Source organism: Stenotrophomonas sp. JAG2 (assembly GCF_041080745.1).
GTDB lineage: Bacteria > Pseudomonadota > Gammaproteobacteria > Xanthomonadales > Xanthomonadaceae > Stenotrophomonas > Stenotrophomonas maltophilia_AA.
In genome coordinates this window covers 337,795-364,357 of record NZ_JBEUMH010000004.1, presented here as the reverse complement: position 1 = coordinate 364,357, position 26,563 = coordinate 337,795, and the positions used below count along the sequence as shown (strand labels likewise).

At 68.2% G+C, this 26,563-nt stretch carries 17 protein-coding genes; 10 read left to right on the top strand and 7 right to left on the bottom strand.

Annotated elements, in window-relative coordinates; genetic code table 11:
* Window positions 1-938: 938 nt before the first annotated feature.
* The 3 genes from AB9O74_RS07495 to hemH form a co-directional block, all read right to left on the bottom strand.
* A complete protein-coding gene (locus AB9O74_RS07495; protein ID WP_369348918.1) occupies window positions 939-2,669 on the bottom strand; it encodes a methyl-accepting chemotaxis protein in 1,731 nt (576 codons plus the stop codon).
* A 364-nt stretch (window positions 2,670-3,033) separates the two neighbouring features.
* Window positions 3,034-3,882: an alpha/beta fold hydrolase gene (locus tag AB9O74_RS07490; protein ID WP_369348917.1), complete on the bottom strand. Its 849-nt coding sequence runs from the start codon at window positions 3,880-3,882 to the stop codon at window positions 3,034-3,036.
* Window positions 3,879-4,841, bottom strand: coding sequence for a ferrochelatase (hemH, locus tag AB9O74_RS07485; protein ID WP_176987771.1), 963 nt, complete (start codon window positions 4,839-4,841; stop codon window positions 3,879-3,881). The genes AB9O74_RS07490 and hemH overlap by 4 nt, the downstream gene beginning before the upstream one ends.
* Window positions 4,842-5,028: 187 nt before the next feature.
* Between hemH and AB9O74_RS07480 the strand changes: the two genes are divergently transcribed.
* From AB9O74_RS07480 to tatC, 4 genes are all read left to right on the top strand, one after another.
* Window positions 5,029-5,925 (top strand): YSC84-related protein, encoded by an 897-nt coding sequence (locus tag AB9O74_RS07480; RefSeq protein WP_121041012.1) that lies wholly within the window; start codon window positions 5,029-5,031, stop codon window positions 5,923-5,925.
* Between the two features lie 73 nt (window positions 5,926-5,998).
* Entirely contained in the window at window positions 5,999-6,226 is a 228-nt protein-coding gene (gene tatA / locus AB9O74_RS07475) for a Sec-independent protein translocase subunit TatA (RefSeq protein WP_019185586.1), read from the top strand.
* 15 nt (window positions 6,227-6,241) lie between these two features.
* The gene (gene tatB, locus AB9O74_RS07470) at window positions 6,242-6,778 is read left to right on the top strand and encodes a Sec-independent protein translocase protein TatB (RefSeq protein ID WP_369348916.1); all 537 of its coding nucleotides are present in this window, start codon (window positions 6,242-6,244) and stop codon (window positions 6,776-6,778) included.
* The gene (gene tatC, locus AB9O74_RS07465; protein WP_176987773.1) at window positions 6,775-7,524 is read left to right on the top strand and encodes a twin-arginine translocase subunit TatC; all 750 of its coding nucleotides are present in this window, start codon (window positions 6,775-6,777) and stop codon (window positions 7,522-7,524) included. Before tatB ends, tatC begins: the two co-directional genes overlap by 4 nt.
* Window positions 7,525-7,567: 43 nt before the next feature.
* On the opposite strand, the gene AB9O74_RS07460 is transcribed toward tatC, so the two are convergent.
* From AB9O74_RS07460 to AB9O74_RS07450, 3 genes are all read right to left on the bottom strand, one after another.
* The gene (locus AB9O74_RS07460; RefSeq protein WP_176987774.1) at window positions 7,568-8,467 is read right to left on the bottom strand and encodes a BPSS1780 family membrane protein; all 900 of its coding nucleotides are present in this window, start codon (window positions 8,465-8,467) and stop codon (window positions 7,568-7,570) included.
* A gap of 136 nt (window positions 8,468-8,603) precedes the next feature.
* Entirely contained in the window at window positions 8,604-9,323 is a 720-nt protein-coding gene (locus tag AB9O74_RS07455) for a glutamine amidotransferase (RefSeq protein ID WP_369348915.1), read from the bottom strand.
* Window positions 9,295-11,133 carry a GspE/PulE family protein gene (locus AB9O74_RS07450; protein ID WP_369348914.1) on the bottom strand — a complete coding sequence of 613 codons (1,839 nt, stop codon included), beginning with the start codon at window positions 11,131-11,133 and terminating at the stop codon, window positions 9,295-9,297. Before AB9O74_RS07450 ends, AB9O74_RS07455 begins: the two co-directional genes overlap by 29 nt.
* 81 nt (window positions 11,134-11,214) lie before the next feature.
* Here AB9O74_RS07450 and glyQ point away from each other — a divergent pair, with 81 nt between their 5' ends.
* From glyQ to AB9O74_RS07420, 6 genes are all read left to right on the top strand, one after another.
* A complete protein-coding gene (gene glyQ, locus AB9O74_RS07445) occupies window positions 11,215-12,126 on the top strand; it encodes a glycine--tRNA ligase subunit alpha (RefSeq protein ID WP_176987777.1) in 912 nt (303 codons plus the stop codon).
* A complete protein-coding gene (gene glyS / locus AB9O74_RS07440) occupies window positions 12,123-14,219 on the top strand; it encodes a glycine--tRNA ligase subunit beta (RefSeq protein ID WP_369348913.1) in 2,097 nt (698 codons plus the stop codon). Before glyQ ends, glyS begins: the two co-directional genes overlap by 4 nt.
* A gap of 274 nt (window positions 14,220-14,493) precedes the next feature.
* On the top strand, window positions 14,494-16,278 hold the full coding sequence (locus AB9O74_RS07435) for an autotransporter assembly complex family protein (protein ID WP_176988451.1): 1,785 nt from the start codon (window positions 14,494-14,496) through the stop codon (window positions 16,276-16,278).
* On the top strand, window positions 16,275-20,120 hold the full coding sequence (locus tag AB9O74_RS07430) for a translocation/assembly module TamB domain-containing protein (protein WP_369348912.1): 3,846 nt from the start codon (window positions 16,275-16,277) through the stop codon (window positions 20,118-20,120). Before AB9O74_RS07435 ends, AB9O74_RS07430 begins: the two co-directional genes overlap by 4 nt.
* A gap of 107 nt (window positions 20,121-20,227) precedes the next feature.
* On the top strand, window positions 20,228-22,375 hold the full coding sequence (locus tag AB9O74_RS07425; protein ID WP_369348911.1) for a S46 family peptidase: 2,148 nt from the start codon (window positions 20,228-20,230) through the stop codon (window positions 22,373-22,375).
* A 78-nt stretch (window positions 22,376-22,453) separates the two neighbouring features.
* Complete coding sequence (locus tag AB9O74_RS07420; protein WP_369348910.1) at window positions 22,454-25,903, top strand: NahK/ErcS family hybrid sensor histidine kinase/response regulator; 3,450 nt, start codon at window positions 22,454-22,456, stop codon at window positions 25,901-25,903.
* Between the two features lie 24 nt (window positions 25,904-25,927).
* Here the strand turns inward: AB9O74_RS07420 and AB9O74_RS07415 are convergent, their stop codons facing one another.
* Window positions 25,928-26,506: a manganese efflux pump MntP family protein gene (locus AB9O74_RS07415; protein ID WP_179459682.1), complete on the bottom strand. Its 579-nt coding sequence runs from the start codon at window positions 26,504-26,506 to the stop codon at window positions 25,928-25,930.
* Between the last annotated feature and the right edge of the window lie 57 nt (window positions 26,507-26,563).

Sequence of the window (26,563 nt, the reverse complement as noted above, 5' to 3'; positions counted from 1 at the left end):
GCCATGCGAGAGTAGGTCATCGCCAGGGTTTTTACCCCGAAAACCCCGCTGCTCATGCAGCGGGGTTTTCTTTTTGTCTGCGATTCAGCGACTCAGCGATCCTCCTGGCGAGGACGAACGTCGAGTGCGCCGCCTTTCCCGGCGGTCGCCGCTTTCGAATCGGGCATTCTGGATGATGCGGGAACGCACACCGGGCAACGTCGCCGCTCACGCCGCGCTTCGGCCGGCGCCTGCAGATCACGCGCGGCACGCGCAACGCGCGATATCGAGACCGCCGCGGCGAAGGCGCAGCGCATGATTTCCTGTGGGTCCAGGAGGGCCGCACTGGTTCCCGGATCGCTGCACTGGTTCCCGGAGGACTGCACTGGTTCCAGGCGGGCTGCGCCGCGCGAGCGGGGTGCACCCCGTGCATCGTGCGAAGTTTGATCCAGTGGACGTCACCGACAGGCATGCCCGACCAGGCATAGCTGGCTCTCGCGGCACCTTGGAGGCTGATCCTGATGTGATGCTTACGCTGGTGCCCGTGGTCCTTGTGCCCGTATTCACCGCCCTGCGCGGGAACGAATCCTGACGACAGGGCACCGGCGACACCACGCCCTGCAAGGTGTGTCCGGGGCGGCATGGTCTGGGCAGGCTCAGTCAACGCGTGGCGCGGATTGGCCATGCGTTCGAAAGCGAGCTTGGTTCGGGGCGCCAGACGGCACAGAAGTGCAGCTGGCTGCGGCGACATAGATGCTGTCCGCCGGGAAATGAGGGGTGTCAGGTCCGACCGATGCAGTCCCGGTATCGCTGTCGTAACGCGCCTTGGCCAGCGCGTCGGCTGCAGCGGCCCGGAGGCCAGCCCAACCATCGCGTGTCAGCCAGGCGGTCGAGCATGTCGCCGCCTGGCTGCAGGGCGCGCGCCGCAGCGGGGCGCTGGGCGGTGAGGCAGATGAGCCTTACGCGGCTGCGCGGTAGGCCTGTTCCTGATGACGGAACACCGCCACCGCCTGGGTCAGGTCGGCGGCCTGGGCTTCGAGCAGGCGTGCGGCTGCACTGGCTTCTTCGACGAGGGCGGCATTCTGCTGGGTCGCATCGTCCATCTGTGCCACAGTCTGGTTCACCTGGTCGATGCCCGCCGCCTGCTCCTGCGAGGCCGAGGAAATCTCGGCCATGATGCCGCTGACGCTGGCCACGCTGCTGACGATCTCGCCCATGGTCTGCCCTGCGTCCTGGACCAGGCGCGCGCCTTCGGCGACCTGCACCACGGAGGCATCGATCAGTCCTTTGATCTCCTTGGCCGCGTCGGCGGATCGCTGGGCGAGGATGCGCACTTCGCTGGCGACCACTGCAAAGCCGCGGCCCTGCTCGCCGGCACGGGCCGCTTCCACGGCGGCGTTGAGTGCCAGGATGTTGGTCTGGAAGGCGATGCCGTCGATCACCCGGGTGATATCGCCGATCCGTTGCGACGCGGTCTGGATCGCATCCATGGTGGTCACCACCTGGCTGACCACCTGGCTGCCGCGCGTGGCGACATCATGCGCACCGTGCGCCAGCGCGCTGGCCTGGCGTGCGTGCTCGGCGTTCTGGCGCACGGTCGACGTCAGTTCCTCCATCGAGGCGGCGGTCTCTTCCAGATGCGCGGCCTGGCGCTCGGTGCGCTCGGACAGGTCATCGTTGCCGCTGGTGATTTCGTGGGCGGCCAGCGAGATGGAGCCGGTGCACTGTTTGATGCGCTCCACCATCGCGGTCAGTTGCTCGGCTGTGGCGTTGGCATCGCGCTGCATGGCCTGGAACGAGCCATGGAAGTCGCCGTGCATGCGCTGGTCCAGATCGCCACCGGCCAGGGCCGACAGCACGCGGCGGATCTCGCCGACCGTGCCGCCCACGCTGTCCAACAGCTGGTTGATCCCGCCGGTCAGGCTATTGAGGAAGCTGGCGCCCCCGTCGGTGGCCTGCAGCCGGCGATCAAGATCGCCCTTGCTGGCAGCCTCGACGATGTCCGCCACCGCGGTTTCCAGCAGCAGTTCGTGGGTGCGGTCATGCCACTCCACCGCGAAGCCCTGGCGCTGGCCCTGCGCATCGAACACCGGCGTCACCACCTGGGCGAAGTGCACCGGTCCGATCCGCACGCGACCGTGGTGGGTGACCATCAAGGTGTTGAGGATGCCGCGGATGCGATCGGGATCCACATGGAAGCGGTGGATGCTGCTGCCGACCAGGCGTTCGGCGTCGAAGTCGGGGAAGGCCTCGCGCAGGCTGGCCTGCTGGTTGCGCAGCAGGCTCACCACGGCCTGGTTGACGTAGCGGATCACGTGGTCGTTGTCGGCGATCATCATCGCCGTGCGCGAGACATCCAGTGCCTGTCTTACCTGGGCGTCGTGGGCATGCCCGATGCTGTCGCGGGCGTGGTCGCGCGCCGCTTCCGCAGCCACGGCGATCGATCGCTGCTCGGCCTGCCGCAGGGCGTGGGCCTGCCGCCGCGAACGCAGCGCCACCAGGCCCAGCAGCGCGGCTGCGACCGCGATGAAGGCCATGGCCCACGGCTGCCGCTGCCAGATCGCCGTGGTCACGGCCGCGGCAAGCAGCACGCCCGTCGCGAGCAGATACGCGGTGTCCACGGAGGCCCGGGGCGATCGCGCGCTTAGTTGGTCGGGGGGACGGGAGGTGGCAGCAGGAAGGGCGGACATGGCGGCTCCAGGATCAGTAGAAAGCAGAGAGCCCGCGGCGCGTACGCACGCAGGCGGATGCCGCATCCGTCACCGGCGAAGCGGTGGGTGCGGCAGCGGGAAGAAACGGATGGGCGCGCGGGGAACGGGCAGCGGCGGACGCCGCGTCGGCGGTGGCGATCACCGCCGGCATGGCCCGGTCCTGTGGGCGATGGCACGGCCAATCCGGCATTGCGACGACGTTCCCTGGAAGCCTGGGTGATGCGCGGCTTCGCAACGGCGGAGCAAGCGACGACAGTGCGGCCGAGGAAAATCGGCCTGCATCATCGGTATCGGTCGCTGCCGGGATAAGTTGAGTGCGACCGTGTGTCGCACCGCGCCGGGACTACCCGGCCAGGAAGGTCCGGATCACCTCGGCCACCACCTGCGGATGCTCCATGTGCAGATGATGCGTGCCCGGGAACACCGCCAGGCGACCGTCGCGCAGCAGCGAGATGCGCTCGCTCCGCAACGGCTCGGGGTAGTAGGCCTGCGCCGGGGTGGCGTAGATCACCTGGGTCGGGCATTCGATCGCCGCGAGCAGGTCATCGATCTGCGCTTCGCTCAGGCGCATCGCGGTGGGCAGCATCAGGCGTTGATCGCTGCACCAGCTGTACCCGCCGTCGACCGGTTTGACGCCACGCTCCACCAGCAGCCGTGCGCACGGCTCGCTGAGCTGGTTGGTCATCATGCGCGCGCGGATCGGTGCGGAAAGGTCGGGAAACACGCGCAGCCTGCGGGTGGGCAGCGCACGCGCGGCACGCACATGCTCGCGCAGGCGCTGCGCGGTTTCATTCTCGGGCCCGCGCAGGCCGCCCAGCGCTTCGATCGCGATCAGGCGTTCCACGCGTTCCGGCGCGGCGGCCGCGGCAAGGCTGGCGATGCCGGCCCCCATCGAATGGCCGAGCAGCACGAAGCGGTCCCAGCCCAGCGCATCGGCGACGTCGAGGACATGGCAGATCGCACCGGGCGTGTTGTATTGCGTGCCGGGCGGCAGATGCGCGCTATGGCCGTGGCCGGGCAGGTCGATCGCGACCAGCTCCAGCCCGGGCAGCTGCGCCGCCAGCGGGACGAAGCTGGCGGCGTTGTCGAGCCAGCCGTGCAGGGCAAGCACACGCTGGCCACCCGTGCCCGGGGAGCGCAGGCCGGCCACCGTGGTGCCGGCAACCGGCAGCGAGAAGGACGCCAGGGTCATGCCAGCGCCGCGATGCTCAGCCGCGACAGCGCCAGTGCATGCGCCTGCGCGTCGTTGAGGCAGGGGATGTAGCGCATCGTCGCGCCGCGCTGGGCGACGGTCTCGGTGAAGCCCATCGCCACTTCTTCCAGGGTTTCCAGACAGTCGGTGGCGAAGCCGGGGCAGACCACGTCCATGCTGCGCACGCCACGTTCGGCCATCGCCCACAGCGTGGGTTCGGCGTAGGGCTGCAGCCATTTCTCGCGGCCAAAGCGCGATTGGTAGGTCAGCTGCCAAGCATCGTCGGCCAGCTCCAGCGCCTGCGCGATCGCCCGCGCACTGGCTTCGCAGCGCTGCGGATACGGATCGCCGGCGTCGGCCAGGCGCTGCGGAATACCGTGGAAGGAAAACACCAGCGTCTCGCCACGGCCGTGCTGTTCCCACCACTGGCGGATGCTGCCCGCGACGGCGGCGACCCAGTCCGGATCGACCGCGTAATCGCGCACCAGGGTCACGGTGACGCCGGGATGTTTCGGCTGCCACTCGCGCACCTGGTCCTCGATCGAGGCGGTGGTGGTGGTCGAGTACTGCGGATACAGCGGCAGCACCACGATCCGTTTCATCCCCTCAGCGGCCAGACGATCCAGCTCTGCCGGCAGCGCCGGGGTGCCATAGCGCATCGCGTGGCGCACCCGCAGATCGGGCATCAGGCCCTGCATGGCCTCGGCCAGGCGACGGGTGTAGACCATCAGCGGGGAGCCGTCCGGCAGCCAGACCTGGGCGTACTTGGCGGCCGAGCGACCACTGCGCAGCGGCAGGATCAGCCCGTACAGCAAGGGTTTCCAGAACAGCGGCGGAATCGCGACCACGCGCGGATCGCTGAGGAACTCAGCCAGGTAGCGACGCACCGCCGGGGCGGTTGGCGTCTCGGGCGTGCCTAGATTGACCGCCAGCACGGCGGTGTCGGGTGCGTCGAGCATGCCGCCATTCTCGCAGGTCTACGCGATTGGCGGGATGGATTTGGATGATGAACGTGATCCAGCAGGCATATCGATAGCCCGGAATACTCATTGCCGATTCATCGCGGGCCTTCTAACGTCGAGAAGCGTATCGACCCCGGTCGTACCTGCCGCTATCTTGTATGAATCGACTTTCTGGAGCCCACCCATGCGCCGCCTCAGCCTTGTACTGCTGATCTCCGCCAGCCTGCTGTCGACCCAGGCGATGGCCGGGCCACAGGAGGACCAGCGCGCCCGCAATGCCGTGCGCGTCCTGAATGAAATCCAGGACATCCCCGAGCAGGGGATTCCGGACAAGCTGCTCGACGAGGGCCGCGCGGTCATCGTCATTCCCGACACGATCAAGGCCGGTCTGGTGATCGGTGGCCGTCGCGGCCACGGCCTGATGTCGGTCAAGACGCCGGACGGCAGCTGGTCCAACCCGGTGTTCGTCAAGCTCACCGGCGGCAGCATCGGCTTCCAGGCCGGCGTGCAGTCCTCCGACGTGGTGCTGGTGTTCCGCAATGACCGCAGCCTGGACAATCTCGTCAACGGCAAATTCACCCTGGGCGCCGATGCCGGCGTCGCCGCAGGCCCGGTCGGCCGCAACGCCGCCGCCGCCACCGATGGCCAGCTGAAGGCCGAAATCTGGTCCTGGTCGCGCGCCCGCGGCCTGTTTGCCGGTGTGGCCCTGGATGGCGCCGTGCTGCAGATCGACGACGCCGCCAACCTGGATGCCTACGGCAGCAACACTACGCCGCGCATGGTGTTCGAAGGCCGCGTCGGCGAGCCGCCGTCGGTGGACGTGGTCGCCTTCCGTGATCGCCTGGAAGAAGCCACCTACACCGCCCGCGAGAAGCGCGGCACCGCAGGCAGTGCGCCTGCACCCGCCCCGGCGCCGCGCGCCGCTGCCGTGCCGGTCCGACCTGAACAGGCGCCGGCCCCGGCCGCCGCTGGCGCGACCACCGCCCCGTTGCAGTCCGTGCCGGCGCAACCGGCCCCGCAGCAGGGCTTCCAGCCGGTCGGTGACGGTGAAGTCCGTACCGAATCGCTTGATGGCAACTGACTTTTGTCACGCGCGCCGGCTTACCGCCGGTGCGCTATGCTCAACCGTCTGATCACTACGTAACGAGCGAGTCATGGGCAGTTTCAGCATCTGGCATTGGTTGGTCGTGCTGGTCATCGTTCTGCTGGTGTTCGGCACCAAGAAACTGACCAGCGGCGCCAAGGACCTTGGCAGCGCCGTCAAGGAATTCAAGAAGGGCATGCGCGACGAGGACAAGCCGAACGCGCAGCTCAGCGACAGTTCGCGTCCGCAGGACTCGACGACGACGTCGCAGACCGAGCACGATCGCGACCCGCGCTGATCCGGGCGGCTTGGCGTGTTCGATATCGGTTTCAGTGAACTGCTGGTCATCGCGGTGGTGGCCCTGGTCGTGCTCGGCCCCGAGCGGCTGCCCAAGGCCGCCCGCTTCGCCGGGTTGTGGGTGCGCCGTGCGCGCAACCAGTGGGATTCGGTGAAGCAGGAGCTCGAACGCGAGCTGCATGCCGAAGAGATCAAGCGGCAGTTCGACGATGTGAAATCCTCGGTGCGTGATACCGAGTCGCAGTTGCGCGCCAGTGGCGAAGCGGTCCGCCGCGAAGCCGAGCAGATGCGCCAGGACGTGGCCCGGCAGGGCGATGACGTTGCCGCGGAGGCCGACGACGAACCGGTGATGACCGGTCCCGCACCGGGCTCCCCGGCCAGCGTGGCCCAGCACGTGGTGGCGACCGACGAGGCCGAACCGCCGCGCGATGCGATGTCGCCGCCCGGAATCGATGGCAGCGCGCCACGTGTGGAGCAGCCTGTGGCCTCACCGGCCCTGGCGGACACCGCGCCGCGCACGCCTGCGCCGCCGAGCGAGGAGACGCCGCGATGAGCGAGCATGAAAGCAGCGAGAGTTCGCTGGTCGAACACCTGATCGAACTGCGTGCGCGCCTGGTGCGTGCGTTGATCGGCTTGGGCGTGGTGCTGCTGGGCCTGATGCCGTTCTCGCGGCAGATCTACACGATGATCGCCGAACCGCTGATCTCGCAGCTGCCGAACGGGCAGACGATGATCGCGACCAATCCGGCCGGCGCCTTTTTCGCGCCGTTGAAGCTGACCTTCTTCGTGGCGGTGTTCATCGCCGTGCCGTGGCTGTTGTTCCAGCTGTGGTCGTTCGTGGCGCCGGGCCTGTATGCCCGTGAGAAACGCCTGGCGGTGCCCTTGCTGGCCTCGTCGGTGCTGCTGTTCTACCTGGGCTGCGCGTTCGCGTACTTCCTGGTGTTGCCGGCGGTGTTCCACTTCCTCACCACGTTCCGCCCGGAAGTGATTGCGATCACCCCGGACGCGACGGCGTACCTGGATTTCGTGCTGGCGATCTTCTTCGCCTTCGGTACCAGCTTCGAGCTGCCGGTGGCGATGGTGATCCTGGTACTGCTCGGCTGGATCACGCCGCAGCAGTTCAAGGAAGGCCGCGGTTACGCGATCGTCGGCATCTTCGTGCTGGCCGCGGTGCTGACGCCGCCGGACGTGGTCTCGCAGTTGATGCTGGCCATTCCGATGTGCCTGCTCTACGAGCTGGGCATCCATGCTGCGCGCTGGCTGGTGCCGCGCGCCGGTGGGAAAGAACAGCCGGAGTGACGCACAAACAAAAACCCCGGCCAAGGCCGGGGTTTCGTGTTGATCAGGCCGCGAACACGTTGTTCGGGCCCGGCATCGGCGGCGGGGTCTGCGGACCCTGCTGGCCGAACATCTGCTTCCACGCCGTGTAGATGGCACCGGCGAAGACCGGCATCACCACGCCCATCAGCAGCAGCTGCGCGACGAACAGGGCGAGCATCGTGCCGCCGATCAGCTGCGCGATCAGGGCCACCAGCATCACGCCGAAGTAGATCGCGAACACGGCCACGAAGGCGAGCAGGAAGAACACCACCATCGCCAGCACGTTGTGCAGGCAGGCGCGCAGGCTCAGGCGCATCGCCTGCAGGCCGTTGCGGTGCTCGAACATCACCTGCGGCGGCAGGGTGAACAACGCCAGCGCCATGGCCAGGAAGGTCACCACCACCAGCGCCAGCCACAGCAGGATGCGCATCGCCGGCAGGCTGGCCATCAGCTCTTCGATCTGGGCCGGGTCGGGCTGCGCGCCGGACTGGCTGATCGCGTTGAGCTGCACCATCACCTCGCTCAGGTGCTGCAGGCCACTGCTGCCGATCAGCACCAGCAACAGCACACCCAGGAACAGGCCGGCCACCAGCTGCGGCAGCAGCGAGGCGAGCAGGTTCAACGCGCGGCCTTCCTGCAGGCCCTGCAGCAGGTGCGCTGGCTGCGCGACGCGACCCTGGTCGACTTCGCGCACGGCCCAGACCAGGCCGCCGAAGAACAGCGGGCCGGCCAGCGCCATCAACAGCTGCGCCAGCGTGCTCAGCGCCGGGCTCACCATCGCCAGCGACATCACCAGCAACGCGGCCACGGCCCAGATCACGCCGAGCAGGCCCAGCGCCAACGGCGCCTTGCGCAGCAGGGTGAAACCCGACACCAGCCATTCCGCGCCGGCGGAGGCCGGCAGCTTGCGAATCTCGCTCATAACATTCCGGGACAGGGGAGGAGGCGCGAACGCCCGATTGCGGTCGATTATCCCTGTTTTCCCGACGCGTGACCTGAAGGCCGCCACGCGCGGCGCGGACGCTGCGTTGCGCCCGGAGGCGGTACCGGCGCAGGCGTCAGGCGTTGCGCGCCTGGCGGACGAAACGGCGCAGCAGCTGGCGGGCCAGCGGGGCGGCGCTGACGTCGCGGGCGACGCTGCGCGCGCAGCCGCCGTGCTGGCGGATGCACTCGGCGCGGGCGCGGACATAGCCGCGCATGTGGTGGGTGGCGAACTCCGGATGGAACTGGACACCCCAGGCATGCGCGCCCCAGCGGAACGCGTGGCAGTTGTCCTGTGCCGAGCGCGCCAGGATCGCCGCGCCCTCGGGTGCGCGCAGCACCGTCTGCAGGTGGGTGGCATGCGCCGGGAAACGCGCCGGCAGGCCGCCGAACAGCGGATCGTCGACGGCCGACGGGTCGAGCGCCAGTTCGATCGTGCCGGACTCGCGTCCGGCCGGGTTGTAGGCGACTTCGCCGCCCAGCGCGTGGGCCAGCAGCTGATGGCCGTAGCAGATGCCGAACACCGGGCGGTCGTCGTGGGCGGCGTCGCGCAGCCACTGCGCGCTGCGCTCGCTCCATTCGGCGCGGTCGGTGACGTAGGCCGCCGAGCCGCTGACGATCACCCCGGCGAAATCGCGGTGGCTGGGCAGGGTACCGCCGTGTTCGACATCGACCACCACCGTCTCATCGGCATCCAGCCCGGCCGCGACCCGGATCCAGTGCGAAAACCGCCCGTAGCGGCGCAGCGAGGCGACGGGTTGGCCGGTTTCAAGAATGAGGAACGGGGCGGAATTCATCCGGGGGAGGCAGGACCGAGAGGACTTCCTCGATTGTAGTCAGCCCTGCCGCTACCTTTTCAAGCCCCGCGCGGCGCAGGGTTCGTACCCCTTCAGCACGTGCGGCACGGTTGAAGGCGGCCAGATCCATGTCCGCGCGGATGTGCCGGCGCAGGCTGGAACCCAATGGCAGCAACTCATACAGGCCGACGCGGCCAAGGAAACCGGTGCGCCGGCAGTCGATGCAGCCGACCGGTGCATATGGCGTGGGCGCCTCAGGTAATGCCGCATCGGCATCAGTCAGCACCGCCCATTGCTCGGCCGAGAGCACCGTGGGCACCTTGCAGGTGGTGCACAGGGTGCGCACCAGCCGCTGGGCCAGCACCCCGTTGAGGGTGGAGGCGAGCAGGTAATGCGGCACGCCCAGGTCGAGCAGGCGGGTGATCGCCGAGGGGGCATCGTTGGTATGCAGGGTGGACAGCACCAGGTGGCCGGTCAGCGAGGCCTGGACCGCCATCTGCGCGGTCTCCAGGTCGCGGATCTCGCCGATCATGATGATGTCCGGGTCCTGCCGCAGCAGGGTGCGCACGCCGCTGGCGAAATCCAGGTCGATGTTGGTCTGCACCTGCATCTGGTTGAATTCCGGCGCGATCATTTCGATCGGGTCTTCCACGGTGCAGACATTCACGTCCGGCGTGGCCAGGCGCTTGAGGGTGGAATACAGGGTCGTGGTCTTGCCCGAGCCGGTCGGGCCGGTGACCAGCACGATGCCGTGCGGGCGCTCGACCAGGGCGGTCCAGCCGGCCGCCTCCTGCGGGCTGAAACCCAGCTGGTCGATGCTCTTGAACGCCGCATCCGGGTCGAAGATGCGCATCACGCACTTCTCGCCGAACGCGGTGGGCATGGTCGACAGGCGCATTTCCACTTCGCGCCCGCCCGGTGAACGGGTCTTGATGCGGCCGTCCTGCGGCCGCCGGCGCTCGGCCAGATCCATCCGGCCCAGCACCTTGATCCGGCTGACCACGGCGGTCATCACCGCCGGCGGCACCTCGAACACCTTGTGCAGCACCCCATCGATGCGGAAGCGCATGCGCCCCATGTCGCGGCGCGGCTCCAGGTGGATGTCCGAGGCGCGCTGCTCGTAGGCGTACTGCAGCAGCCAATCCACGATGTGCACGATGTGCTGGTCGTCGGCGTTGACATCGCCGGCGCGGCCCAGCTCGACCAGCTGCTCGAAGCTGGGCAGGGTGCTGCTGGTTTCGCTGCGCACATCGCCACGGGCGCCGCGCACCGAACGGGTCACTCCGTAGAACTCCATGGTGTAGCGGTGCAGGTCGAGCGGGTTGACCATCGCCAGCTCGATCCGGCGACGGCTCAGGTGCTGCAGGTCGCGCAGCCATTCCTGGGCCAGCGGCTCGCTGGTCGCGACCAGCACGCGATCGCTGTCCACGGCCAGCGGCAGGAAGCGGTGGCGGCGCGCGTAGGCGTGGGAGACCAGGGCGGTGACCGCCGAGACGTCGACCCGGGTCGGGTCCACCCGCAGGTAGCGTACGCCCGCGCGCTGGGCCAGCCACTCGCTGAGGCGCTCCAGGCCGAGTTCGCCGCCGGCGCTGGCGCCCAGCTTCAGGTTGGCCAGCAGCACCAGCGGATGGACCTCACTGGCGTTGCGCGCGCCCTGGGCGGAGAAACGGATGCGCTCCAGGTCCGCGGCGGCGACCAGGCCATCGGCGACCAGCGCCGCGGCGACCTGGTCGAAATCGAGGCGGCCGTGCGGCAGGGGCAGGACCCCCTCAGGGGCGCTGGCAAAAGCCGCTGGCAGGCGTGGTTCCATCCTCCATTTCCCCAGGCACGGAAGGCCCGTGCGGTCGGTCGCTATACTAGCGCACCCCTTCTGCAGGCAAGAATCCGCCGCATGTCCGCCACTCCGAACGTTCCGATCACTTTCCAGGGCCTGATCCAGACCCTCAACCAGTATTGGGCGCAGCAGGGCTGCGTGCTGATCCAGCCGCTGGACCTGGAGGTCGGTGCCGGCACCTTCCACCCGGCCACGTTCCTGCGCTCGATCGGTCCGGAAAGCTGGAATGCCGCGTACGTGCAGCCCTCGCGCCGCCCGACCGACGGCCGTTATGGCGAGAATCCCAACCGCCTGCAGCGCTATTACCAGTACCAGGTGGCGATGAAGCCCAGCCCGGACAACATCCAGCAGCTGTACCTGGATTCGCTCAAGGCGCTGGGTATCGATCCGCTGGTGCACGACCTGCGCTTCGTCGAGGACAACTGGGAATCGCCGACCCTGGGCGCGTGGGGCCTGGGTTGGGAAGTCTGGCTCAACGGCATGGAAGTCACCCAGTTCACCTACTTCCAGCAGGCCGGCGGCCTGGAGTGCAAGCCGGTGCTCGGCGAGATCACCTACGGTCTGGAGCGCCTGTGCATGTACCTGCAGAACTGCGACAACGTCTATGACCTGATCTGGACCTACGGTCCGGACGGCACCCCGGTCACCTATGGCGATGTGTACCTGCAGAACGAGATCGAGCAGAGCACCTACAACTTCGAATACGCCGACGTGGACGAGATGTTCCACCGCTTCGATGCCTGCGAAAAGGAAGCACAGAAGCTGGTCGATGTCGGCCTGCCGCTGCCGGCGTATGAGCAGGTCTGCAAGGCCAGCCATGCGTTCAACCTGCTGGATGCGCGCCGCGCGATCAGCGTGACCGAGCGCCAGCGCTACATCCTGCGTGTGCGCGCGCTGGCCCAGGCCGTGGCCAGGCTGTACGAGGCCAAGCGCCTCGAAGCCGTCGCCGCCAAGGAGGTGCAGGCATGAGCACGATGCAGCCGCTGCTGATTGAACTGGGTACCGAAGAACTGCCGGTCAAGGCGCTGCCGGGCCTGGCCCAGGCCTTCTTCGATGGCATCGTCGACGGCCTGAGCAAGCGTGGCGTGGCCATCGAACGTGGCGATGCCAAGCCACTCTCGACCCCGCGCCGCCTGGCCGTGCTGCTGCCCGGCGTGGCCGTTGAGCAGCCGGAACAGCATTCCGAAGTGCTCGGCCCGTACCTGAACATCGCACTGGATGCCGAGGGCCAGCCGACCAAGGCGCTGCAGGGCTTCGCCGCCAAGGCCGGGATCGACTGGACCGCGCTGGAGCGCACCACCGATGCCAAGGGCGAGCGCTTCGTGCATCGCTCCACCACGCCGGGCGCGCGCACCGCGACCCTGCTGCCGGAGATCCTGCGCGAGGCGATCGCCGCGATGCCGATCCCCAAGCCGATGCGCTGGGGCAGCCACACCTACGGCTTCGCCCGCCCGGTGCATTGGCTGGTGCTGCTGCACGGCCCGGACATCATCGAGGCCGACGTGCTGGGCCTGAAGGCCGACCGCATGAGCCGCGGCCATCGCTTCATGCATGACAAGACCGTGTGGCTGAGCGCGCCGGAGGACTACGTCGCCTCGCTGCAGGCCGCCTACGTCCTGGTCGATGCCGACGCGCGCCGCGCGCGCATCGTCGAGCAGGTCAACGCTGCGGCCGCCGAGGCGGGCGGCCAGGCGCGCATCACCCCGGACAACCTGGAGCAGGTGGTCAACCTGGTCGAATGGCCGGCGCCGGTGCTGTGCAGTTTCGAGCGCGAGTTCCTGGCGGTGCCGCAGGAAGCGCTGATCGAGACGATGGAGATCAACCAGAAGTTCTTCCCGGTGCTCGATGCCGGCGGCACGCTGACCGAGAAGTTCATCGGCATCGCCAACATCGAGTCCAAGGACGTCGCCGAAGTGGCCAAGGGCTACGAACGCGTGATCCGTCCGCGGTTCTCCGATGCCAAGTTCTTCTTCGACGAAGATCTGAAGCAGGGCCTGGAATCCATGGGCGACGGCCTGAAGACTGTCACCTACCAGGCCAAGCTGGGCTCGGTGGCCGACAAAGTGACCCGCGTGGCCGCACTGGCCGAGGCCATCGCGCCGCAGGTGGGCGTGGACCCGGTGCTGGCCCGGCGCGCCGCGGTGCTGGCCAAGAACGACCTGCAGTCGCGCATGGTCAACGAGTTCCCGGAACTGCAGGGCATCGCCGGCCGGCATTACGCCGTGGTCGGCGGCGAGTCGCCGGACGTGGCGTTGGCCATCGACGAGGCGTACCAGCCGCGCTTCGGTGGCGATGACATCGCGCTGTCGCCGCTGGGCAAGGTGCTGGCGATCGCCGAGCGCCTGGACACGCTGGCCGGTGGCTTTGCCGCAGGCCTGAAGCCCACCGGTAACAAGGATCCGTTCGCGCTGCGCCGTAATGCGCTGGGCCTGGCCCGCACGGTGATCGAGAGCGGCTTCGACCTGGACCTGCGCGTGCTGGTCGCCACCGCCATCGCCGGCCTGCCGGCGGGCGTGCAGCCCAGTGCCGAACGCAAGACCGAGGCGCTGCCGCAGGAGCTGTACGACTTCGTGATCGACCGCCTGCGCGGCTACTACGCCGACAAGGGCGTGCCGGCCACGCACTTCAACGCGGTCGCCGAGTTGAAGCCGGCCTCGCTGTACGATTTCGATCGCCGCATCGATGCCATCGGCACCTTCGCCGCGCTGCCGGAAGCCGAGGCGCTGGCCGCGGCCAACAAGCGCATCCGCAACATCCTGCGCAAGGCCGAGGGCGACATCCCGGGCATGATCGACCCGGCGCTGCTGGCCGAACCGGCCGAGAGCGAACTGGCCGAAGCGGTGGAAGCGGCGATCGATGACAGCAACGCCAGCCTGCACCAGAAGGACTACGTGAGCGTGTTGAACCGGTTGGCGCGCCTGCGCCCGCAGGTGGACGCGTTCTTCGATGCGGTGATGGTCAATGCCGAGGATCCCGCGCTGCGGGCCAATCGCCTGGCCCTGCTCAAGCGCCTGGGCGACCGCCTGGGCAGCGTGGCGGCGATCGAACACCTGTCCAACTGACGCTGCGGGGCAGGACGCCCCGAGGCTCACCAGAAGGCGCGACGGCTTCGGCGGTTCGCGCCTTCTGCGTTTCCAGGGGTCGGCGCAATGCGCACCGTTCGCGCCGGGAACGTCACGAGCCGTCGCGGACGGTTCTGTCCGACACCGTGCAGCCATCGCTCAGGGCCGATGCGTCAGCAGCGACTTTCTCGCGGAATTTAACGGCGTCTTCACCGTCGTTCTGAAACTGCCACGCCGATTTCGCATGCCCGCGATGGCCCGTTATGCTGTCGCCATGCAGCCAACGAAATTCGCCCTTCCCCTGATGTTCCTGTCCCTTGCCACCGCCTCGGTGGCACATGCGCGGGGGACCATCGAAAAAGTGGACATCAAAGGACTGGACAAGGGCGACGACGCTGAGATGATCGAGAACATCGAGGTCTCGCTGTCCCTGTACGACACCATCGGCAAGGTCCAGGGCGAGTCGCGCCTGGAGTACCTGTTGTCCCAGGCCGAGCGCCAGACCCGCGAGGCGCTGGAGCCGTTCGGGTATTACAACCCGACCATCACCGTGGACAGCCCCCGCGAAGGTGAAAACCTGCGCGTGGTGATCCAGGTCGACAAGGGGCCGCCGACGCTGGTCCGCCGCGAACACATCGACATCACCGGCCCGGCCCAGCTGGACCAGTACCTCCAGGAAGACCTGGAGAACTTCAAGCCGCGCAAGGGTCAGCGGTTCGAGCACACCGAATACGAAGCCAGCAAGATCCGGGTGACCCGGCGCCTGGCCGAACGCGGTTACTTCGATGCCGACTTCACCCAGCGCCAGGTCCAGATCACCCGCGCCGAGAACGCGGCCGACGTCGATCTCACCTGGGACAGCGGGCGCCGCTACAACATGGGCGAGATCCGCTTCCACCAGGATTACTTCGTCGACAAACTGTTCGATCCGCTGGTGTACTGGGACGAAGGCAGCTACTTCCACGAAGGCAAGCTGGACCGCCTGCGCGAGTCGCTGACCAAGCTCGATTACTTCAGCGTCATTGATATCCAGCCGCGCCCGGACCAGGCCGACGAGAACGGCGACGTGCCGGTGGACGTCAGCCTGACCCGCGCCAAACGCACGATCTACACCGCCGGTCTCAGCTACGGCAGCGAGAGTGGCGCCGGTGTGCGTGGGGGCCTGGAACGGCGGTTCCTCAACAGCCGCGGCCACAAGATGAACACCCAGCTCGACTACGCGCAGAAGCGCAAGAGCCTGGTCACCAGCTACCGGATCCCGGGTTTCGCGTGGCTCGATGGCTGGTATGCGTTCACCGCCAGCGCCTATGACGAGCAGACCGATTACATCGACCTGCGCAACTTCAAGCTGTCGGCCAGCCGCAGTGGCGAGATCAACGAGTACTGGACCGCCATCGCCTCGATCAACGCCCTGCGCGAGCGCTGGCGCTATGCCTCCGGCACCGAATTCACCGACGCCGTCTACAACACCTCCACCCTGGTCTACCCGCAGCTGGTCGCCGACTACGTCAACGTCGACGATGAGATGTTCCCGCGCCGCGGCCTCAGCGGCAGCGCGACCCTGCGCGGTGGCATCGAGGGCGCAGGCTCGGACACCAGCTTCGTGCAGGCCAACATGGTGCTGCGCTGGTATGTGCCGATCGGCGACACCGACCGCCTGATCCTGCGCGGTGAGGGTGGCACGACCTGGACCAGCGACCTGGTGGCGATGCCGCCGAGCCTGCGCTTCTTCGCCGGTGGCGACCGCAGCATCCGCGGTTACGCCTTCCGCGAAGTCGGCCCACGCACCGCACCGCCGGACAAATTCGCGCTCGGCGCGAAGAACCTGGTGGTCGGCTCGGCCGAGTATGAGCATTACTTCAAGGGCGGGCCGTGGGGTGCGGCCGTGTTCGTCGATACCGGCAGCGCGTTCGACAACACCATCGACCTGCACACCGGCGTGGGCTTCGGCGTGCGCTGGAAATCGCCGGTGGGCCCGGTGCGCGTCGATGTCGCGCATGGTCTGAACAACCCGGATTCGCAGTTCCAGCTGTACCTGAACATCGGAGCGGACCTGTGAGCACGCCGACGCCTTCCGCACCCGCCACCCCGCCGCCGCCGCGCGTGCGTTTCTACCGCAAGCGCCGCTTCTGGGCGTGGTCCGGCTTCACCGTGCTCGGCCTGGCGCTGCTCGCGCTGCTGCTGGTGTACTGGCTGCTGCAGACCGTGGCCGGCCGCGATGTGCTGCTGGCCCAGGTGGTCGCACGCTTGCCGGTCGGCGCGTCGCTGACGTGGAGCAAGGTGGATGGCCCCGTCGCCGGGCCGCTGGTGCTGCACGATCTGGACTTCCGCTACGACGACATCCATTTCACCGCCGAGCGCGCCTATCTGGATCCGGACATCCGGCCGCTGCTGGGTCGCAAGCTGCAGCTCGATGCCTTGCAGATCAAGAACGCGACGTTGAACCTGGCCAAGAGCGATGAGCCGTTCGAACTGCCCTCGTGGCCGGACTCGCTGCCGCAGATCGAAATGCCGCTGGCGATCCAGGCCGACACCATCATCATCGATGGCTTCCGCATCACCCAGGCACAGCAGCCGCTGGTCGACATCGCCAAGGTGCGCGGCGGCGTGGAGATCGCCAATGGCGAATTCCGCGCGACCCAGCTCAAGGTCGACAGCGACATGGGCGATTTCCGCGTGGACGGCCGTTATCTGCCGCGCAGCGATTACGACACCGACATCACCATCGGCGCCCTGATGCCGGCCCCGCGTGGGCGCACCCCGGCGCGGCTCGGCCTGGTCGCACGCGGCGATCTGGGCCATATGGAAGTGGCGATCGCCGGCAACGCGCCGGCGCCGCTGCAGGCCAGCCTGGTCTTCGATGGCCGCACCGATCCGGTGTGGAAACTCACCGCGCGCAGCAGGGAACTGGACCTGGCGCTGCTGGTACCGGGGATGGATGCGAGCACCAGCACGCCGATGGCGCTGGACGTGCAGGCCGACGGCAAGGGCGGCCAGGCCAATCTGCAGGGCAGCTTCAAACAGGGCGACATCGCGGTGGAACTGGCGCCCTCCAAGGTGGGCCTGGCCGACCAGGTGCTGACCGTCTCGCCGCTGCAGGTGAAGGGCTTCGGTGGGCAGGCGCGGCTGGAAGGCGTCGCCGATTTCACCGACAAGGAAAACGCCAGCCTGCGCTTCTCCATCGTCGCCAGCGACCTGACCTTCGTGCCCGCCGCTGATACCACCACCCCGGGCGCCGCGGCGCCGGTGCCGGTGACGTTGAAAGAAGCGCGCATGGGCCTGGCCGGTACGTTGAAGGCATGGGCGGCGGTTGGCCGTGCCTCGGTCGAACGCGAGAAACAGGTCGCCGACCTGACCTTCGACGTGCGCGGCAACGATCAGGCTGCGATCATCAAACAGCTGCAGGCGAGCACCCCGGGCGGTTCGCTCGATGTCACCGGCCAGGTGGCCTGGGCACCGCAGCTGGACTGGGACGTGGCCGCCAAGCTGGCCGGTTTCGATCCGGGCTACTTCGCCCCGGGCTGGGACGGCAAGCTGTCCGGCTCGTTTGCATCGAAGGGCCGCCAGCTGCCGCCGCCGGCGGGCAGTCCGGTCGGCACCGCCGGCAGCTATGAAGCCACGGTCGATGTGCCGGGCATCAAGGGCACGCTGCGCAAACGCGCGCTGGATGCGCAAGGAAGGTTCGCGCTGCGCGGCGAGCAGGGCGAAGGCAATCTCAAGCTCGCGGTGGGCAGCAGCCGACTGACCGCCAAGGGCTCGGTCGGTGACCGCCTGGATATCGATGCGCAGCTGGATCCGGTGCAGCTGGCCGACCTGCTGCCCAACAGCAGCGGCAGCCTGCGCGGCCACGTGCTGATCAAGGGCGCGCGTACCGCGCCGGACATCACCGCCGATCTGGTCGGCAGCGGCCTGCGCTGGGACGATTGGAGCGCCGAGGCGATCAGCATCAAGGGGCGCCTGCCGTGGCAGGGCGACAGTGGCACGCTGGCGGTGCAGGGCAGCAAGGTGCAGGTCGGCATGCTGCTGGACACGCTCAACGTGGATGCCCGCGGCAGTCTCTCCAATCTGCGTCTGGATGCACAGACCAAAAACGAACTGGGTGCCGTCGCGCTGCAGGGCGGCGTGCGCCAGCAGGGCCAGGCCTGGCGCGGTGACCTCACCGCGCTGCGCATCGCACCGATGAAGGGCGATGCCTGGAGCCTGCGCGCACCGGCCACCTTCAGCGTGCAGGGCAGCAACTTCACCCTGAGCGATGCCTGCCTGGGGTCGGCCACCGGTGGCGCACTGTGCGCCAGCGCGAACTGGCCGCGTGAAGGCCTGCTGGTGCGTGGCGATGCACTGCCGCTGGCGCTGGTGCAGCCGTGGCTGCCCCCGCAGTCCGGGCGCCGCATCTTCCTGCGCGGTGAAGTGAATCTGGATGGGCGCATCCGTCCCCGCGGCAACGCATGGGAAGGCAGTGCCTCGGTCACCTCGCGCGAAGGCGGGGTGCGCCTGGGCGACAACGCGCGTGGCGAGCTGGTGCGCTACGACCAGTTCTCGGTGAACCTGGAAATGACCCCGCAGCAGATCAACGCCAAGCTCGGTGTCGGTTTCCAGGGCGACGGCTTCGTCGATGCGAAGGTGCAGACCGGCTGGGATGCCAACGCACCCCTCAACGGCGAGCTGTACATGAACATCGCGCGCTTGTACTGGCTGGAGCTGTTCTCGCCGGACATCGTGCGGCCGACCGGGCTGATCGAAGGCCACGTGAGCCTGCGCGGCACGCGCGGCACGCCGTCGCTGGGCGGCGAAGCCACGCTGAGCAAGTTCAATGGCGAATTCCCCGCGCTGGGGCTCACCTTCGCCGAGGGCAAGGGCAGCTTCACCGCGCAGCCGGATGGCTCGGCCAAGATCACCGCGCAGGCCAACTCCGGCAAGGGCACGCTGTATGTCGATGGCGGGCTGTCCTGGTTCGGCGATGCACAGCCGCTGCAGCTGCATATCCACGGCGAAAACGTGTTGCTGGCCAATACCAGCGAACTGCGCGTGATCGCCAATCCGAACCTGGACTTCACCCTGGCCGGCAGCGCGATGCAGCTGCGCGGCACCGTGCATGTGCCCGAAGCGGACCTGGACCTGGAACGCCTGGATCGTGGCACCTCGGTTTCCGAAGACGTGGTGGTGCTCGACCCGGTCGATCCGGAAGAGGGCCCCAGCTCGCCGCTGGACATGGACCTGACCGTGAGCCTGGGCGACAAGGTCAAGATGGCCGGGTTCGGCCTGAAGGGTGCGCTGACCGGCAAGATGCAGGTATGGGCGCGCCCCGGGCGCGAGATGACCGCCAACGGCGGGCTGGAAGTCAGTGGCCGCTACAAGGCCTACGGACAGGACCTGACCATCACCCGCGGCAACTTGAACTGGAACTACAACGCGGTCTCCGATCCGCGCATCAACATCCGGGCCCAGCGCGCCGTCGGCGATGTCACCGCCGGCATCGACGTGACTGGGCGGGCGCAGTCGCCGCGCGTGGATGTGTGGTCGGAACCGGCGATGTCGCAGTCCGAAGCACTGGCCTACCTGGTGCTGGGCCGCAGCCTCACCGGTGCCAGCAGCGACCAGGCCCAGCAGGTCAACGCGGCTTCGGCGGCGCTGTCGGCCGGCAGCGGCCTGCTCGCCTCGCAGCTGGGGGCCAAGCTCGGCCTGGACGACGCCGGCGTGAGCCAGTCGCGCGCGCTGGGCGGCTCGGTGATCGGCTTCGGCAAGTACATCTCGCCCAAGCTCTACATCGGCTACGGCGTCTCGCTGGTCGGCAGTGGCTCGGTGCTGACGCTGAAGTACCTGCTGCGCCGCGGCTTCGATGTGGAGCTGGAATCGAGCACGGTGGAAAACCGTGGGTCGCTGAACTGGCGAAAAGAAAAGTAGGTCACGACCGTTGGTCGTGATGCGGGTGCTTGCCCAACCATCGGCCGTTGCCCCTGCCGGGCGCAGCGGCTAAGGTCTCGGGCTGTTCTGACGTACCGGATGTGCCCATGTCTTCACGCAAACCCCTCACCGCCGCGCTGGCGCTTGGCCTGACCCTCGCCGCCGGCGCCCATGCCGATGAAGGCATGTGGATGCCGACCCAGCTGCCGGACCTGGCCAAGCCGCTGAAGGCGGCCGGCTTCAAGGGCAACCCGGGCGACCTGGCCAACGTCACCGCGCCGCCGCTGAGCGCGGTGGTGCGAGCCGGTGGCGGTACCGGCTCGTTCGTCTCAGACGACGGCCTGCTGCTGACCAACCACCACGTCGCCATGGGCGTGATCCAGTACAACAGCTCGGCCGAGCACAACCTGATCAACGACGGCTTCATCGCCAAGGGTCGCAGCGATGAGCGCGCGGCCAACCCGGATTTCCGCGTGCTGGTCACGGTCGGGTTCGACAAGGTCACCGATGAAGTGCTGCGCGATGCCCGCGGCAAGACCGGGCGTGCGTACTTCGACGCGGTGGACCGCGCCAGCAAGCAGCTGGTGGCCGACTGCGAGAAGGAGGGCAACATCCGCTGCAGCGTGGCGGACATGTACTACGGCACCGATTTCTATCGTATCCGCCAGCTCGAGCTGAGCGATGTGCGCCTGGTCTATGCGCCGCCGCGCGCGATCGGCAATTACGGCGATGAGATCGACAACTTCATGTGGCCGCGCCACACCGGCGATTTCACCCTGCTGCGCGCCTACGTCGGCAAGGACGGCAAGCCCGCGCCGTACAGCGTGGACAACGTGCCCTACCACCCGCCGGCCCACCTGAAGATGGCGATCGACGGCCCGAAGACCGGCGATTACGCGATGCTGGCCGGCTATCCGGGCATCACCTACCGCCATCGCACGGCCGCGGAATTCGCCAGCCAGATCGATGCGGTGCTGCCGCGCCGCGTGGCGGTGTTCCAGCAGATGATCGACACCATCGAGTCGGCCAGTGCCAAGGACGCCCAGGCGCGTACCCGTTACGCCTCACAGCTGCAGTCGCTGAAAAACAACCGCAAGCGGGCCGCCGGTGAGCTGGAAGGCCTGCTGCGCAGCGATGCCAAGGCCCAGCGCGCCGCCGATGAAGCGGCGATGCTGCAGGCCACCGATGCGAAGTATCAGGGCGATATCCAGTCGCTGCTGACCTCGCTGTCCAGCGGGGCCTCGGTCGGCGAGCGCGATCTGCTGCTCGACCTGCTCTCGGCGCAGAGCCAGCTGCTGCGTTCGGCATTGACCCTGGAGCGCCTGCGCATCGAATCGGCCAAGCCCGACGCCGAGCGTGACAGCGGCTACCAGCAGCGCGATCTGGCGCTGATCGAAGGCGTGCTCAAGCAGGTCCAGCGCCGGTACGATCCGGCCATCGAAAAGGCCTTGCTGACCACGCTGCTGACCCGTTACCAGCAGCTGCCGGACGCGCAGCGCGTGCCCGAGTTCGATGCCGCCTTCGGCCGCACGCCGGCCGCGCTGGCCAAGACCCTGGACACGCTCTATGCCAGCACGCATCTGGGCGACGAAGCCGAGCGCCTGTCGCGATTTGCCGCCGCACAGCAGGGCAAGGCACTGGCGCGCGATCCGCTGATCGACCTGGCCGGCCCGCTGGTCGCCGCGCAGCTGCGCCTGGATGACGAGCGCAAGACCCGCGAGGGCGAGCAGCTGCGCCTGCGCCCGGCCTACATGCAGGCTCTGTTCGCCTGGCGTGCCAAGCAGGGCCGTGCGGTCTACCCGGATGCCAACCGCACGCTGCGCATCAGCTACGGCAAGGTCGAAGCGCTGTCCCCGCGCGATGCGGTGCATTTCGACCCGGTGACCACCGTGGCCGGGATCGTCGAGAAGAACACCAACGCCTATCCGTTCGATGCGCCCAAGCTGCTGCTGGACGCGATCGCCAAGGGTGATTTCGGCTCCACCGCCGATCCGGTGCTGAAGACCCAGACGGTCAACTTCCTGACCAACCTGGACACCACCGGCGGCAACTCCGGCTCGCCGGTGCTCAATGCCAAGGGCGAGCTGATCGGCCTGAACTTCGACAGCAACTGGGAGTCGGTCAGCGCGAGCTGGTGGTTCGATCCGCGCTTCAAGCGCGCGGTGCACGTGGACATGCGCTACCTGCGCTGGCTGCTGGCCAAGGTCTACCCGGCACCCGAACTGCTGAAGGAAATGGGCGTCCCCGCCGAATAAGGCACGGCGGCCCGCCCTGGAACGCCACGACCAACGGTCGTGGCCTACACTGCGGGCTGCTCTCACGGAAACACCCGCGTGGTCTCCAGCTGGATCCTGCTGTTGGTGTCAGTGGTCTACGCCGCGCTGCTGTTCGCGGTGGCGTGGTGGGGCGACCGTCGCCCGATGTATCCGAACCGGCCGTGGCTGCGGCCGGTGGTCTACAGCCTGGCGCTGGCGGTGTACTGCTCGTCGTGGACGTTCTACGGTGCGGTCGGCACGGCGGTGCGCAACGGGATCGGCTACCTGCCGATCTACCTGGGGCCGCTGCTGCTGTGGGTGTTCGGCTGGCGCATCATCGAACGCCTGGCGCTGATCGCCCGCAGCCAGAACGTGGTCTCCATCGCCGATTTCATCTCTTCGCGCTTCGGGCGCTCGCGCCGCCTGGCCGCCCTGGTGGCGGTGATCGCGCTGATCGGCATCGTGCCGTACCTGGCCCTGCAGTACAAAGCGGTGGCGATGAGCCTGCAGGTACTGACCGGCAACGTCGGCCCCACCGGCTTCTTCACCGATCCGGCGCTGTACGTGGCGCTGCTGATGGCCTTGTTCGCCACGCTGTTCGGCACCCGCCAGGTGGATGCCACCGAGCACCACCACGGCATGATGCTGGCGATCGCGCTGGAATCGATGATCAAGCTGATCGCGATGGTCGCGCTCGGGCTGTTCGCCTACCTGTGGCTCAACGACCGTACCGATGCGGTGATCGAGTCGGCGCATACGCTGTTCACCGGGCTGCCGCCGGTGGGCTTCATCTCGCAGACGCTGCTGAGTTTCCTGGCGATCATCTGCCTGCCGCGCCAGTTCCACGTGGCCGTGGTCGAGTGTGGCGACGTACGCGACATCCGCCGCGCGCGCTGGATGTTCGGTGCCTACCTGGTGATCATTTCGGCGATGGTGATCCCGATCGCCACCGCCGGTGTGACCCTGTTCGGCACCGGTGGCAGTGTCGCCGATGACAGCATGGTGCTGGCGCTGCCGCTGGCCGAAGGCCGCAAGTTCCTGGCGCTGGTCGCCTACGTCGGCGGTTTCTCGGCGGCCACCGGCATGGTCATCGTGGCCTCGATCGCGCTGGCCACCATGGTCAGCAACGACCTGGTGATGCCGGTCCTGCTGCGCCGCAGTGGCGACCATCAGGAAGCGGCGGATGTCGCCTCGCGCGTGTTGTGGATCCGGCGTACCGCGATCCTGCTGCTGGCGCTGGTCGCCTACAGCTATTACCGCGGCAGCAGCAACGACAGCACCCTGGCGTCGTATGGGCTGATGGCGTTCGCGGCGGTGGCGCAGTTCGCGCCGGGGCTGATCGGCGGGCTGTACTGGCGCGGTGCCAGCCGCCGGGGCGTGGAGGTCGGCATGCTGCTCGGCTTCGCCACGTGGGTCTACACGCTGCTGCTGCCCGCGCTGACCCACGCCGGGTGGATGGACGAGGCCTGGCTGGTGCAGGGGCCGTTCGGGATCGGCTGGCTGCAGCCGCAGCATCTGTTCGGCATGAGCGGCTGGGACCCGCTGACCCACGGCACCTTCTGGTCGCTGCTGGTCAATGTCGCGGCGATGGTGCTGGTCTCGGTGCGCTGGCGCCCGGGCGTGGACGAGCGCCTGCGCGCCGCCCCGTTCCTGGACCCGTATGCGCAGCGGCCCTCGGTGGCCGGCGCCTGGCCGGGCAACGTGCATGTGGGCGACCTGCTGGCGCTGGCCTCGCGCGTGGTTGGTGACCGCCATGCCCGCCGGTCCTTCTTCGAGCAGGCCCAGTCGATGGACCGCGAGCTGCAGGCCTCCGCGCCGGCCGACCGCGCCTGGGTGCAGTTCACCGAGCGCCTGCTGGCCGCTTCGATCGGCGCGGCCTCGGCGCGCCTGCTGCTGACCAGCCTGCTGCGCGGCTCGGGCATGGACCTGGGCGAAGTGGTCGCGGTGCTCGACGAAGCGGGGCAGGAGCTGCGCTTCAACCGCGAGATCCTCTCCACCACGCTGGAGAACATCAGCGCGGGGGTCAGCGTGGTCGATCCGGACATGCGTCTCACCGCGTGGAACCGCCGCTACCAGCAGATGTTCGGGTATCCCGACGGGATGCTCTACGTAGGCCGGCCGGTCGCCGACCTGATCCGCTACAACGCCGAGCGCGGCGAGCTCGGCGAGGGCGACATCGAGCTGCAGATCAACCGCCGCATCGGCTACATGCGCGCCGGCTCGCCGCACATCTTCGAGCGCACCCGCAGCGACGGCAAGGTGATCGAGATGCGTGGGCAGGCCCTGCCCGGCGGTGGCTACGTCACCAGCTACAACGACATCACCGACTACAAGCACGCCGAGCGCGCGCTGCTGGAGGCCAACGAAACCCTGGAGCAGCGCGTGGCAGAGCGCTCGCACGAAGCCGAGGTGGCGCAGCAATCCAAGACGCGCTTCCTGGCCGCGATCAGCCATGACGTGCTGCAGCCGCTCAATGCCGCCCGCCTGTTCGCCTCGGCGCTGCGCGAGAGCCACCACAACAACGAAGAGCAGCGGCACCTGGCCGAGCGCGTGGATGCATCGCTGCGCGCCGCCGAGGAGCTGCTGGACGGCCTGCTGGATGTCTCGCGCCTGGATGCCGGTGGCCTGCACCCGGTGATCGGCGATTTCGATGTCAGCCTGCTGATGCGCGAGCTGGCCGCGCAGTACTCGCCGGTCGCCGCCGGGCGCGGGCTGCGCATGGACCTGTTCGCGCGTCCGGCCTGGGTGCGCAGCGACCGCCGCCTGCTGCGCCGCGTGCTGCAGAACTTCCTGGCCAATGCGCTGCGCTACACGCGCCAGGGCCGCATCGTGCTGGCCGTGCGCCATCGCGGGCCGGAGGTGGAACTGCAGGTGTGGGATACCGGCCCCGGCATTCCCGAGCATCACATGCAGCAGATCTTCGATGAGTTCCACCGCTACCAGCAGCCGTTCGACTGGGGTGAGCAGGGCCTGGGGCTGGGGCTGTCGATCTGCCAGCGCATCTCGCGCCTGCTCGATCACCGCCTCAACGCGCGCAGCCGTGTCGGCAGCGGCAGCATGTTCTCGATCCTGCTGCCGCTGGTGGCCGCGCCGGCCCTGCCGACGGCGAACGCGCTGCCGGCGCCGAGCCCGGTCACCCGCGCCGATTCACTGGCCGGCATGCGCGTGCTGTGCGTGGACAACGACCAGGAGATCCTGGACGGCATGCGGGCGCTGCTGGGGCGCTGGCAGGTACAGGTGATCACCGCCAGCACGGTCGACCAGGCGCTGGAGAAAGTGGTCGAGCGGCCGGATGTGATGCTGGTGGACTACCACCTGCATGACCGCCTGGACGGGCTGGACACGCTGGTGGCACTGGGCCAGAAGGCCGGGCGTGCGATTCCCGGCGCGCTGCTCACCGCCGATGGGCGCGATGAGCTCAAGCGGATGGCACGTGACCGCGGCTACCGGTTGTTGACCAAGCCGATCAAGCCGGCCTCGCTGCGCGCCTTCCTGGCTGCCTTCCACGACACCCGCGGCGATCTCTAGCCGCGGGGCCGTGGCCGCGGCCGGTCAGGCGATGGCGCCGCTGAGGTGTTCGTACAGGATGGTCGAGCCGATGATGATCAGGATCAGGCCGCCGATGATCTCCGCACGCTTGCCGACCATGCCGCCCAGCACGCGGCCGAGCATGATGCCCGCGGTCACCATGGTCAGGGTGCACAGGCCGATGATGAGTGCCATCACGCCGATATGGACGTCGAGGAAGGCCAGGCCGATGCCGACCGCCATCGCATCGATGCTGGTGGCAAAACCGGTCATCGCCAGGCGCCAGAAGCCGTGGTGCTTGCTGGTGTCTTCGTCCTCGGCGCCGTCATCGGGGCGCAGGCCGTTGATGATCATGTGCACGCCCAGCGCGCCGAGCAGGCCGAACGCGATCCAGTGATCGAAGGCCTCCACGTACTGCAGTGCGGCGCGGCCGAGCAGCCAGCCGATCACCGGGGTGATGCCTTCGATGACACCGAAAATCAGGCCGGCGCGCAGCGCGTCGGAGAAGCGCGGTCTGCGCATGGCCGCGCCTTTGCCGATCGCCGCGGCGAAGGCATCGGTGGACATGGCAAAGCCGATCAGCAGGATCGAAACAGGAGACATGGGGGTACGCGGCAGGTCGGGCGATTGCGAGCAACGGACCGCGAACGCGCCCAACCT